This window comes from Nocardiopsis eucommiae (assembly GCF_965344335.1).
GTDB classification, from domain to species: Bacteria; Actinomycetota; Actinomycetes; order Streptosporangiales; family Streptosporangiaceae; genus Nocardiopsis; species Nocardiopsis eucommiae.
The window spans coordinates 26546-39345 of sequence record NZ_CBDRIY010000032.1 but is presented as its reverse complement, the minus strand read 5'-3'; the positions used below and the strand labels follow the sequence as shown (position 1 = coordinate 39345).

Genomic DNA, 12800 nt, shown 5'->3' with positions numbered 1-12800 from the left:
CTCACTACCCACATCCGCCCCTCCCCCACCCGGAGCTCCTCCCGCCACCCGCGTGGAAGGGGGTGCGCACGCCATCGGAGGCGGTGGTCAGGGAACGATGCCGGTCATGCTGTCGCGGACCACGGGCAGCTGGACCCTCACGGGGGCGGGGGTGACGGGCAGGACGCTGACGCCGTCGCCCGAGCGCAGGACCCGGGCCGCGTAGACCGGTCCGGAGTCCTCCAGCAGCTCCAGGCGGACCGCGTAGCCGTCCTCGGGGTCGGCGCCCGAGGGGGCCCCCCAGCCCTCGGTGTCGGTGCCGAACACGTGGGTGGTTCCGGCGGCGACCTCGGCGCGGACGGCGTCGCCCATGCTCCCGTCGGCGGCGATCGGGGTGGCCACCACCTGGGCGTCCTGGTCCGGGGCTCCCAGCACCAGCTCCACGTCGAGGTCCTCGGGCATGTCCGCGATGACGGCCGTGGTGTCGAGCGGCCCCGTGAGGGGGTCGACGGCGGCCGTGTAGGCGGTCTCCACGACCTTCCCGTCGTCCGCGGCCTCCGCGATCACTCCGGCGACCACAGCGCCGTCGGCCTCGACGACGACCGTTCCGGGGGCCTCCGCCAGGGAGCCCTCCAGGCTCAGCCAGGCGGACGCCGCGGGCGGGACGTTCAGGACCAGGGGCTCGTCGTCGGTGCCGTTGGGCTCCTCGGTCACCACGCGCACGCGGGCCTCGACCGGAGCGTCACCGGGCGCCGCCACGAACAGGCGGCGCGTGCCCTCGCCCCCGGGTACCCCGGGGATCACGTGCTCCTCGTCGGGCGCGCGGGTCGGCGGGACCCAGTCAGCGTTCCCCGAGGAGTGTTCCGCGAGCAGGGACACGGCGACGCGGCCGGTGCTGGTGCGCACATGGACGCCGAGGGAACCGGTGTTCTGGATGAGCTCCGTGACGTCGAGTTCGGTCGACTCCCCCGGACCGAGGTGGATACCCCGGCTGTCCGCGGAGTAGGAGGGCCCCTCCATGGTGTAGAGGTCGACGCTGACCGTGGCCCGGAAGTCCTCCGGGTTGGCCAGGTGCACGGTGAGGGTCTCCAGGTCGACGTCGTCGGGGTCGTCCGCGCCGGGCAGGGCGAACCAGGTCCCGATCGACGGTGCGGCGCAGCGGACCTCGGTGACGCCGTCATCGGAGACGGTGGTCTGCGCGGAGTCGAGTCCGGAGGCCAGCGAGCCCTCGGCGTGCAGGGCGGTGGGCCGGGTGGCTTCCCCGGTGTCGGTGCTCCAGACCCGCCCGGGTTCGGTGAGCTCCTCCCCGAGAACCTCGGTGTCGGGCCCGTCCCCGTCCACCCGGGACAGCGGGACGGCCCACAGCCGGCCCTCGTCGTCGCGGCTGACCCGGGGGGCGAAGGCAGCGATCGAGCTGTCGGCGTCGTCGGACGGCTCGTGCGGGGCCGGGCAGACCCGTGACGCCAGGTCCGGGCGGACGGTCTCGGGCTCGGACACCCCGAGCTCGGCGTTGACCGGCCGGATCACGAACGCCACCCCGAACAGGGCGAGCAGGGCCAGCGCGACCAGCCCGAACAGGGCGAACCGGTTCTCCACGATCAGTCGCATGTCCTACCCCTCATCCTCGGTGCCCGCTCGGCGCCTGGGCGCCCTGCGGGTCCCGGCGCGTCGTGTGCCCCGCGTCCCACGGCGCCTGCCCCGGACGACGGGGAGGGAGCCCGTGGTGGTCGGTCCGGGATCCGGTTCCGGCGGTTCCGGCTGGTCCTCCGGCTTCTGTTCCGGCGCCTGGTCCCGGGCCTTCTCCTGAGCCCTCTCCAGAGCTTTCTCCGGGGCCACGCGGCGGGACCTGCCCGTGCGGCGGGGTCGGCGGGGCCTGGGCATCGGAGTGGCCTCGATGAGCCTGCGCTCCTCCTCCGTCCGCACGCCCGGGGCGGCGAGCACCGCCACGATCAGCAGCAGCACTCCCTGGGTGATCCACCAGGCGGTGTGCACGAGGTCGGTGTGCCACACCCGCAGGTCGCCGCCGTGTACCGGCAGGGCCCACGCCTGGGTCCCGTTCTCGGTGTCGACCGGGGTGAGTTCGGCGCCGTCCAGGGTGGCCCGCCATCCGCCGTCGGCGGGTTCCGCGAGGGCGAGGCGACGGCCGGTGTGGCCCCCGCCGATCTCGGCGGTGAGCTGGTCGGCGGGGCCCTCCACCCGGAGCGCCTCGGCTTCGAGGCCGTCCTCGGAGACCGTGCGCAGCACACCCGTGGGTTCCGCGACCCGCCAGAGGCCGTAGTGGTCGGACAGTGACTGACGTCCGAGGCCCGGGGTGCCGTCGAGGGTGTCGACCATGGTCGCGTCGGCCGGCCCCCCGAGTTCCGGGCGCGGGTAGAGCACGTACTGGACGCCGTGGTCGAGCAGGGTGACCAGTTGGTCGCTGCCCTGGCCCGCGGCGAGCTCCGCGACGGCCTGGTCCATCGCGGCACGGGTGCCGGGTTCGGGAACGACGCGCTCCTCCCCCAGCCGGGGTTCGCGGCCCCGGACCACCACGTAGTCCACGGCGCCGTCGTCGGCGGGGGTGACGATGACGGTGCGGGGTTCGGTGCCGTCCGCGCTCACGCTCTCCAGGGCCCCGGGCACGGAGCGGGGCGCGTTCGCGGTCATCGGTCCGTCCACGCCCTCCCACATCCACAGGGCCGCCGCCGAGACGGGGGTGGCCAGCGCGAGCAGGGCCACGGCCAGCGCGAAGTACCTCCGGAGGCCGCCGTGGCGAATCATGTTCCCGAAGGCGCGGGCCGCCGTCGCGGCCGTCAGGAGGACGGCGGTGGCGGCGAAGGACAGCGCGACGCCCGGCCAGACCAGGGCGGGCGGGCCGCCGAAGTAGGGCTCGATGACGATCCTGCTGGTCAGGACGGCGACGAGCATCCCGAACAGGGCGAGGCTCCAGCCCGCCGCGACCAGCATGCGGTTGCGGAGCAGCAGCAGGGAGCACAGGGCGGCGGCGATGAATCCGGCGGTCACCCAGACCGGGGGCGTTCCGGGTCCGCCCGGGGAGAGCATGAGCAGTTCCGTGGGGGTCGCCCCGGGGTTGGACAGCTCGGGCCGGTGCAGCCCCGCCTCCAGCAGCCACAGGCTGGGGTGCGTCAGGAGTTCGAGGGTCCACGGCATGAGGAGCACCGCGGGCGTGCCCAGGCTGATGCCCATGCTGACGAAGATCCGGCGCCCCAGGTGCCCGAAGGCGACCGCGGCCAGGACTCCGGTGACCAGGCACAGGAGCCAGACGATGGGCACGAACGCGGTGGCCACGGTGAGCGCCAGGCCCAGGCCCCAAGCGGCCCTGCGCGAGGACTTCGGCGGCATGGAGACCAGGCGGACCAGCAGCAGGCCGAGGATGGGCAGCAGCGCGTGGACGAGGGCCGTGCCCAGCCTGCCCTGCGCGACGGCGCCGGTGGCCATGGGGAGCAGGGCGTAGGCCCCGGCCATCCACAGCCGGGCCGGGCGGAAGCGCAGCACCTCGCGGGCGAGCAGGTAGGAGGTGAGACCGGCCAGCGGCACGCAGCCCAGCAGGATCACCATGACAGCGATCCACGGCTGGCCGAGTGTGAGGGTGGACAGCAGCGCGAGGAACCCGACGTAGGGCGGGACGACCCCGGCCGAGCCCACTCCGCTGTCCGGGTGACCCGCCAGGTAGAGGTTCCACAGGTCGAGGGCGTTGCCGGTGACCGGGGGCAGGGCGCCGCCGCCGAGCATCCCGCCGAGGAGGAGGGAGCGTTCGGCGACGAGCGTCACCACGGTCAGGCCGATGACCAGCAGGACTCCCGGTTGGAGGACCACGCGGCGCAGGAAGGACGTGGAGTCGTCGGCGGGGCCGTCGTCCTCCTCGCCCGGAGGGGCGGTGACCGCCTGGTGGCGTCCGGCGGTGTCAGCCATCCGCTCCCCGGTGAGGACCGCGGTGACGGCGTCGGCGAACTGCCGCACGGCCACCCCCCGGGCGAGGAACGGGCGGATCGCGCTGTAGGTGCGGCGCCGGTCGCGGCGCCGCCGGAACCGGGCCCGGGCCAGGCGGAACGGCCGACCGTAGACGAGGGTGATCGCGGCGGCCTCGTCCAGGGCGTTGGCGGGTTGCTTGATGAGCAGGTACATGACCACGCGCAGCAGCGAGCCCACGGAGTTGCGCAGCAGCGCGAACACCATGCCGCCGACGGGCAGGTTGGCCAGGAGAACGAACACGGCGTGCCTGCGGTCCACCCGGCGGGGGTGGTTGCGGGTGGCGGTGATCCTCCTGCGGCGTCGGGCCGAGGCCTCCGCGTGGTAGGCGACGGCGTCGGTGACCAGGCGGACCCGGAGCCCGGCGCCGCCGACGCGCCAGCAGAAGTCGATGTCGTCGCGGAAGAGCGGCAGCGCCGGGTCGAATCCGCCGAGGCGCTCCCACACGTCACGGCGGACCAGCATCCCCGCGCTGGAGACCGCCAGGACCTGGCGGGTGCCGTCGTGCTGGCCGTGGTCGAACTCGCGCTGCTCCAGCCCGGTCTCGCGGCGGCCGGCGCCGTCGATGGTGACGCCCGCCTCGACGAGGAGGCGGCGGTCGAACCAGTCGCGGAGCTTGGGGCCCAGCACGGCGCTGCGCGGGTCCTGGTCGGCGGCGGCGAGCAGGTGTTCGAGGGCGTCCTTCTCCGGGGTGAGGTCGTCGTGGATGAGCCAGATCCACTCGGTGGCGTCGTCCTCGTAGCCCTGCACCTCGGTGGTGGACCTGGGCAGGTCCAGCGCGGCCTTGACGGCGTCGCCGTATCCGGTGCGGGCGGGCAGGTCGATGACGGCGTCGGCGGGAAGGTGGTCCGCGAGGACGTCGGGGCTGCCGTCGGTGCTGCCCGTGTCGGCGGCCACCACCCGCTGTACGGCGCGGGTCTGGGCTCGGAGCGCGGACAGGGTTTCCGACAGCCATCGTGAGCCGTCGTGGGACACGATGACCGCGGTGACGACGTGGCGGGCGGAATCCAGGTCAAGCACGGCTGTGGTCGGGTCTCTCCGGGAGAAGGGGCGGGCCCGTGCGCGGGCCCGGGGTGTGCCGACCGGAGCGGTCGGTGGGCGCCTCAGTGCGCCGGGGCGGTTCGCGGAGGCGAACGCGGGACATCACGATACGCCACCGCACACCATTACGGATCATTTTGGTCGAGGGCGCGAGGGGCGACCATAGCGGTGCATTAGGCGCCCAGCGGACCTGACGGACCAATCAGGCCCAAGGGCCCGAAGGGTACGGAACATGAAAAAGGCGCGCCCGGGCTCGTGGCCCGGACGCGCCGTGACGCGTACCCCTACAGCATGTCCGCCAGGAAATCGAAATCTCCCCCGGCGGCCTTCTTCAGCCGTCGACGCTCGCGCTCGGAGAGTCCCCCCCAGATGCCGAAGCGTTCGTCATGCTCCAGCGCGTACTCCAGGCACTCCGCACGTACCTCGCACGACTGGCAGACCTTCTTGGCCTCCCGTGTCGAGCCGCCCTTCTCGGGGAAGAACGCCTCCGGGTCCGTCTGCGCGCACAGGGCACGTTCCTGCCAGCCCAGATCCTCGTCCGAGCCGTGCGCCAGCGGGATGACCTCGCTCATGCGCACCTCCTGTAGCCCCCCAATAGATGTCCCCGACCCTTTTCGTCCCCCAGGCCGGGTGGAAATCCCACAAGGGAATTACACGCGGACGCTTCACCGTGAGTCAAGCGCCCTGCGTGGTAATCCACTGAATATCATGTAACGAACCTCCGGCGGCAGGCCCGCGATGTCCGTTCTGCGGATTACCACGCAATTCACGTACCTTCCCCAGGTGCGGAGAGCGCGGCGTTCGGAGCCGGTTCAGCGCTGGCCGTCGTTGCCGTACCAGTTCTGCTGGCCGTCGGTGCCGCCCTGTCCTTGCTGGTCAGAGCCGTATCCGGCGCCGGAACCGTACTGGGCTCCGTAGCCGCCACCACTCTGATCGGTGGCCTCGGCACCATTGTTCTCACCGGAGTTAAAGAATGGTTCAACTCCGGGGGCGGCCTGGGCGTCCTGCCCCTGCTGGGCCTGCGCCTGGGCGGCCGGGTCCTGGTACCAGCCGTTGGCGATGGCGTCCTGGGCCTGCTGGTCGGCGGCGGGCTGCGGCGCGTACTGCGACGGGTCGTAGGACTGGCCGTAGGCGGCCTGCTGCTGCGCGGCGGCGTCCTGACCGTAGGCGGCCTGCTGACCCGAGGGGTCGTAGCCGTACGCCTGCTGCTGGGCCTGGGCGTCGTAACCGTAGGCCTGCTGGGCACCGGTCCCGTACGCCTGCTGCTGCGCGGCCACGTCGTAACCGTACGCCTGCTGCTGCGCGGCGGCGTCCTGACCGTAGGCCTGCTGGGCACCGGTCCCGTACGCCTGCTGCTGGGCAGCCACGTCCTGACCGTACGCCTGCTGCTGCGCGGCGGGGTCCTGACCGTAGGCGGCCTGCTGCGCGGCGGCGTCCTGACCGTACGCGGCCTGCTGACCCGAGGGGTCGTAGCCGTACGCCTGCTGGGCACCGGTCCCGTACGCCTGCTGCTGCGCGGCCACGTCCTGACCGTACGCCTGCTGCTGCGCGGCGAGGTCCTGACCGTAGGCGGCCTGCTGACCCGAGGGGTCGTAGCCGTACGCCTGCTGCTGGGCGGCCGGGTCGGCCGTCTGGTAGCCGGTCGGAGCGAAGGACTGCTGCGCACCGGTCGCGGGCGGGAACGGCTGCTGGTTGTACACCTGCTGCTGCGGCTGCGCGCGGGGAACCACGGTGGGGTCGTTGAAGATCTTGATGAGGTAGAACCCGAAGAAGCCGAGCACGGCGCCCTGCACCGCGCGGCCCAGGAACCCGGCGAAGGCCACGCCGCCCTCGCCCGGACGGATGTCGATGAAACCGCTGATCAGCGCGATCAGGCAGAACAGCAGACCGACGCCGACCAGGACCATCGAGGTCAGGATCACCGGGAAGGAGCTGGGGCGGGTCCGCTCGCTGGTCAGGACCAGGGCGACCGCGGCCGCGAGCAGGAGGGTGACGGTGAATCCGTAGAAGTCGCCGCCGTTCGCCACCATCGCCAGCGGGAAGCTGTAACCCTGCGCGCTGGAGTTGATGATCACCGAGATGAGCCCGGCCAGCATGTGGACGCCCAGAGCCCCCAGCAGGACCCAGGCCCCGGGCAGGCGCAGGCGGTCGAGTGTTTCGTTGTTCAAGAGAGGTTCCCCTCTGCTGCTTCGCCGTCGCGTCGGAGGAAGCTTGGCATATCGTCGGGCTGTCGGGTGAATCGGCCGAAACGCGCTCGACAGGACGTGGGGACACCGAGCGCGGGGCCGTTGAAGTGGGATGGTGACCGCCGTCCGTTGGTTCACACACCGTCGGTCCCGGATCGGTCACGCTGGATCGTACCCACGGAGGGGCAGACGACCCATACTCGCCCCCAGCCTGCCAGACTTGGGCGCATGCGGATAGTCGTACCGGCTGGCGGTATCGGCGGCGCGCGTTTCCTCCGTGGTCTCAGGGCCGCCATGGGGATCGACGCCGCGACCGAGTCCGACCAGGCCACAGACCACCAGATCACCGTCATCGGGAACACCGGTGACGACATCACCCTCTTCGGTCTCCGGATCTGCCCGGATCTGGACACCGTCATGTACACCCTCGGCGGCGGGATCAACGAGGAGCAGGGCTGGGGCCGTGCCGACGAGACCTTCACGGTCAAGGAGGAGCTCGCGGCGTACGGGATGAAGCCCACCTGGTTCGGGCTGGGTGACCGCGACACCGCCACCCACATCGTCCGGGCGCAGATGATCGCCGCCGGGTACCCGCTCTCCGCGATCACCACGGCGCTGTGCGACCGCTGGCGGCCGGGCGTCCGGCTCCTCCCGATGACGGACGACCAGGTCGAGACGCACGTGATCGTCAACGACGAGGACGGGCGGCGGGCGATCCACTTCCAGGAGTGGTGGATCCGACACCGGGCCGCGCTGCCCGCCGAACAGATCATCAGCATGGGCGCCGAGAAGGCCAAGCCCGCCCCCGGCGTGGTCCGTGCCATCCGCAACGCCGACGCGGTGATCATCCCGCCGTCCAACCCCGTGGTGAGCGTGGGTTCGATCCTCAACATCGAGGGCATCCGCGAGGCCATGGTGGGCAGGACCGTGGTGGGTGTCTCGCCGATCATCGGCGGAGCCCCCGTGCGCGGCATGGCCGACGCCTGCCTGAGCGCCATCGGAGTGGAGACCGGCGCGGGCCCGGTGGCCGAGCACCTCGGCTCCGACCTGCTGGACGGCTGGCTGGTGGACGAGATCGACGCCGACACCCGGGTGGACGGCGTGGAGGTGCGCTCCCGCCCGCTGTACATGAACGACCCGGAGAGCACCGAGGCGATCGCCCAGGCCGCACTGGACCTGGCCGTCGAGCTCTCCGAGCGCGGGGAGTCGGCCCGGTGAGCGTCGAGACGCGAACGGAGCGGGGCCGGGTGGACGGGCCACCGGTGAGCGAGCTGCGGGTGCGCGGGCTGCCCGGCATCCCCGAGGTGCGCGCCGGCGACGACCTGGCGGCGCTGATCTCCGAGGCCGTGGCCGCTTCCGGCCAATCCCTGGTGGACGGCGACGTCCTGGTGGTCACCTCCAAGATCGTCAGCAAGGCCGAGGGCCGCTCCCAGCCGGGAGACGACCGTGAGGCCGCGATCGACGCCGAGACCGAGCGCGTGGTGGCGCGGATGGGCCACATCCGGATCGCCCAGCACCGTTCCGGCCTGGTCATGGCCGCCGCCGGGGTGGACGCCTCCAACGTCGCCCCGGGCACGGTGCTCCTGCTGCCCGAGGACCCCGACGCCTCCGCGCGCGCCCTGCGGGCGCGGCTGGCCGAACTCCTGGGCGTGCGCGTGGGTGTGGTGGTCTCGGACACGTTCGGCCGCCCCTGGCGGATGGGCCAGACCGACGTGGCGATCGGCGCGGCCGGGATCACCCCGGTGCAGGACCTGCGCGGCACCACCGACGCCCAGGGCAACGTCATGGAGGCCACGATCAACGCGGTGGCCGACGAGGTCGCCGCCGCCGGTGAGCTGGTCAAGGGCAAGGCCTCCGGGGTCCCCGTCGCCGTGGTGTCGGGCCTGGTCGGCCTGGTCACCGAGGAGGACGGCCCCGGGGCGGCGGAGCTGATCCGCCCGGCCGACGACGACCTGTTCCGCTACGGTTCCAGGGACGTCGTGGCGGCCCGGCGGACGGTGCGCTCCTTCACCGAACGGCCGGTCGACCCGGCCCTGGTGCGCCGCGCGGTGGCCACCGCCGTGACCGCCCCCGCGCCGCACCACACGACCCCCTGGCGGTTCGTCCTGGTGGAGTCGCCGGACACCCGTGAGCGGCTGCTCGACTCGATGCTGCGGGCCTGGGTGGAGGACCTGCGCCGCGACGGCTTCACCGAGGAGCAGATCGCGCGGCGGACCAGGCGCGGCGACGTGCTGCGCGGCGCGCCCAGCCTGGTGGTGCCGTTCCTGGTCGCGGACGGGGCGCACCCGTATCCGGACGAGCGCCGCGCGGACGCCGAGCGGTCGATGTTCCTGGTGGCCATGGGCGCGGGGGTGCAGAGCCTGCTGGTGGGCCTGGCGATGGAGGGCCTGGGCTCCGCGTGGATCTCCTCCACCATGTTCTGCGCCGACGTGGTGCGCGAGGTCCTGGAGGTGCCCGAGGACTGGCGTCCGATGGGCGCGGTGGCCGTGGGCTACGCGGCCGAGGCCCCGAAGGAGCGCCCGCCCCGGGACCCGGACGCCTTCATGGTGGTGCGCTGACCCCGGGGTGGAGGACGGCGCGTCCTCCGTCGTGACCCGACCCCGCCCCGGCATGCTGGGGCGGGGTCGGGGCCGTCGGGGGGAGCCGGGATGTCCGTTCAGCACTACGTGATCGCCACGCTGGTCGTGGTGGTCGCGGTCATCGTGGGCCAGCTGATCGCCGGACGGATCAGGATCCCGGGAGCGGTGGTCCTGGTGGTGCTGGGCATGCTCCTGGGAATCGTGCCGTGGATGCACTCGATGTCCATCACTCCCGAGGTCATCCTCCTGGTCTTCCTGCCGCCGCTGATCTACAACGCGGCGTTCTTCTCCTCCCCCAGGGACATGCGCGAACTGGCGCGGCCCATCATCGTGATGTCGGTCGGGATGACGCTGGCGACGGCGTTCGGGCTGGCCGCGGTCATCCACCTGCTCATCCCGGCCGCGGGCTGGCCCGCCGCCATCGCGTTGGGCGCGGCGATCGCGCCGACCGACGCCGTGGCGGCCTCCGCGATCCTCAAACGCGTGGGCACGCCGCGTCGGGTGCTGACCATCCTGGAGGGTGAGTCCCTGATCAACGACGGGGTCGCTCTGACCCTCTTCAGCCTGGCCATCACCGCCATGATGCGCCCGCTCACCCCGGGGGACGCCCTGCTGGAACTGGGCAGGGTCGTGGTGGGCGGGCTGCTCTACGGTGCCGTGGTAGCGGTGCTGATCGCGTGGGGGCGCAACCGGATCCAGGACCCCTCACTCCAGCTGATGACGGTGCTCATCACACCGTTCGTGGCCTACATCCCCTCCGAGATGGCAGGGTTCTCCGGGGTGCTGTCAGCGGTCGTGGCCGGGTTCTACCTGGGTACCCACGGTGAGGGTCTGCTGCCGCCACGGGTGAGGGCGAGCGGGCAGACCATCTGGGGCACCCTGGTGAGCCTGCTGGAGGCGATGCTGTTCGTGCTTCTGGGGTTGCAGTTGGACGCCGTGCTGCGGGCGGTACGGGCGAACTACTCGATCACGGACCTGGTGGTGGCGGCGCTCGTGGTGACCGCAACCGCCATGGTGCTGCGCATGGTGCTGATGATGTTCCTGACGTCGTTGCAGCGCTTCGTCTCCCGGTCCCCGCTGGACGTGTCGGGCTTCCGGGAGCGCGTGGCGATCGGGTGGAGCGGAATGCGCGGCGCGATCTCCCTGGCGATCGCGCTGTCCCTGCCCGCGACCCTGAACGGGCAGCAGTTCACCGAGCGGGGCGCGCTGATCTTCATCGCCGGCGTGGTCGTGATGGGCACGCTCCTGACGCAGGGCACGACACTGCCGTGGCTGCTGCGCAAGCTGCGACTGTCCGACGAGGGCACCCGTCACCGGGAGTTCCTGCGGGCCGAGTACGAGATGGACTGCGCCGCCGTGCGCAAGGTGGACGAGATGCTCACCGGGGGCGAGCTGGACGACCGGTCGGCGGACGCCATGCGTGACCGCTTCAGCAAGAGGATCGGGCACGTGAAGGGGTTGCTGGACGAGGGGGACCTCGACCGGGTGAAGGAGGACGCCCGGGACCGCAGGGAGACCCTCACCCAGATCAACCAGGCCCGACGGGACTCCCTCATCTCCCTGTACCGCTCGGGGGACATCGACCACGACGTGTTCACGAAGCTCGCCCGGGACATGGACATCCGGGACGGCGGGCCCGGCCAGTACGGAGTGTGACTGGTACCGGGTACCCAAGAAAACCGCAAACTTTCCTAACCGTTTCCGTTGACCTTCGCGGAACGCAACTTTAAAGTTTCCTAACAATTACCGGCTCACAGAGCACGCCTTCGTCACCCCGCTCGACGAAAGGAGCACTCCCCATGCTCAGCCCCCGGAAGTCCAGGCTCGCGATCCTCAGCGGCCTCGCCGCCGTGGCCACCGCGTTCGTCACCTCCGTCGGTGCCCTGGCGCCCGAACCGGCACAGGCCTCGACGGATCCCGTCGAGACCCAGCAGACCAGCCAGTGGCTCACCGGCTACTGGCACAACTTCGACAACGGCTCCACCGTGATGCCGCTCTCCGAGATCCCCAGCGAGTACAACCTCGTGGCGGTCGCCTTCGCCGACAACCATCCCCAGCTCGACGGCGGCATCACCTTCAACCTGGCCAGCGACGAGCTCGACGGCTACACCGACGCGCAGTTCCGCGAGGACATCGCCGCCATCCAGGCCGAGGGCCGCAAGGTGATCATCTCCGTGGGCGGCGAGCTCGGCCACGTGGACGTCACCAACCCCACCCAGGCGCAGAACTTCGCGGACACCACCCACGAGCTCATGCAGGACTACGGGTTCGACGGTGTGGACATCGACCTGGAGCACGGCATCAACGCCGAGCACATGACCAGCGCCCTACAGGACCTCAGCGGCCAGGCGGGTCCCGGGCTCATCATCACGATGGCGCCCCAGACCATCGACTTCCAGAGCCCCAGCGCCGGGTACTACCAGCTGGCCAGCAACATCTCCGACATCCTCACCATCGTGAACATGCAGTACTACAACTCGGGCTCCATGCTCGGTTGTGACGACAGCGTCTACCAGCAGGGCACGAGCGACTTCGTCGCCGCGCTGGCCTGCATCCAGCTGGAGATGGGCCTGAGCCCCGACCAGGTCGGCCTGGGCCTGCCCGCCGTGCCCTCCGCGGCCGGAGGCGGCTACCTGGCCCCGAGCGGCATCATCTCCGCCCTGGACTGCCTGGAGACCGGAACCGACTGCGGCTCCTACTCCCCCACCACCCCGTACGGGCCGATCGGCGGCGTGATGACCTGGTCCATCAACTGGGACGCCACCAACAACTACGACTTCGCCAACACCATCTCGGCCCGACTCCAGTAACCCCCCAGCCCGCGGGTCCACTCCCATCCCGCGGACAGCGCCCCGTCGCCTCACTCCCATCCCCGACGGGCCGCCCGAGAAAAAAGGGGCGGGACGCCACCCCCCGGCGTCCCGCCCCTCCTTCGTGGCCCGCTCCTCGAAATCCGATGAATGGCGCCAAGCTGGCACGTCATAGCATGAGCGGAAATTGCCCCAGACTCATGAAGCGGCAAATCACTCGACTCCCGAACAAACTG

At 71.6% G+C, this 12800-nt stretch carries 8 protein-coding genes; 4 read left to right on the top strand and 4 right to left on the bottom strand.

Annotation, left to right across the window (positions count from 1 at the left end; genetic code table 11):
- Positions 1 to 87: 87 nt before the first annotated feature.
- The 4 genes from ACRWK8_RS19585 to ACRWK8_RS19570 form a co-directional block, all read right to left on the bottom strand.
- Positions 88 to 1587, bottom strand: a complete 1500-nt coding sequence (locus ACRWK8_RS19585) for a DUF5719 family protein (protein ID WP_431872035.1) — start codon at positions 1585 to 1587, stop codon at positions 88 to 90.
- A gap of 3 nt (positions 1588 to 1590) precedes the next feature.
- Complete coding sequence (locus tag ACRWK8_RS19580; RefSeq protein WP_431872033.1) at positions 1591 to 4968, bottom strand: glycosyltransferase; 3378 nt, start codon at positions 4966 to 4968, stop codon at positions 1591 to 1593.
- Between the two features lie 305 nt (positions 4969 to 5273).
- Positions 5274 to 5561: a WhiB family transcriptional regulator gene (locus tag ACRWK8_RS19575; protein WP_014908913.1), complete on the bottom strand. Its 288-nt coding sequence runs from the start codon at positions 5559 to 5561 to the stop codon at positions 5274 to 5276.
- 240 nt (positions 5562 to 5801) lie between these two features.
- Entirely contained in the window at positions 5802 to 7157 is a 1356-nt protein-coding gene (locus ACRWK8_RS19570) for a hypothetical protein (RefSeq protein ID WP_431872031.1), read from the bottom strand.
- Positions 7158 to 7403: 246 nt separating this feature from the next.
- Here ACRWK8_RS19570 and cofD point away from each other — a divergent pair, with 246 nt between their 5' ends.
- The 4 genes from cofD to ACRWK8_RS19550 all read left to right on the top strand — a co-directional run bounded on the left by cofD (position 7404) and on the right by ACRWK8_RS19550 (position 12564).
- A complete protein-coding gene (gene cofD, locus ACRWK8_RS19565; RefSeq protein ID WP_431872028.1) occupies positions 7404 to 8393 on the top strand; it encodes a 2-phospho-L-lactate transferase in 990 nt (329 codons plus the stop codon).
- Between the two features lie 44 nt (positions 8394 to 8437).
- Positions 8438 to 9733, top strand: a complete 1296-nt coding sequence (locus tag ACRWK8_RS19560; protein ID WP_431872071.1) for a coenzyme F420-0:L-glutamate ligase — start codon at positions 8438 to 8440, stop codon at positions 9731 to 9733.
- A gap of 90 nt (positions 9734 to 9823) precedes the next feature.
- A complete protein-coding gene (locus ACRWK8_RS19555) occupies positions 9824 to 11410 on the top strand; it encodes a Na+/H+ antiporter (protein WP_378744803.1) in 1587 nt (528 codons plus the stop codon).
- Between the two features lie 143 nt (positions 11411 to 11553).
- Positions 11554 to 12564: a chitinase gene (locus ACRWK8_RS19550; RefSeq protein WP_378744797.1), complete on the top strand. Its 1011-nt coding sequence runs from the start codon at positions 11554 to 11556 to the stop codon at positions 12562 to 12564.
- Positions 12565 to 12800 lie beyond the last annotated feature (236 nt).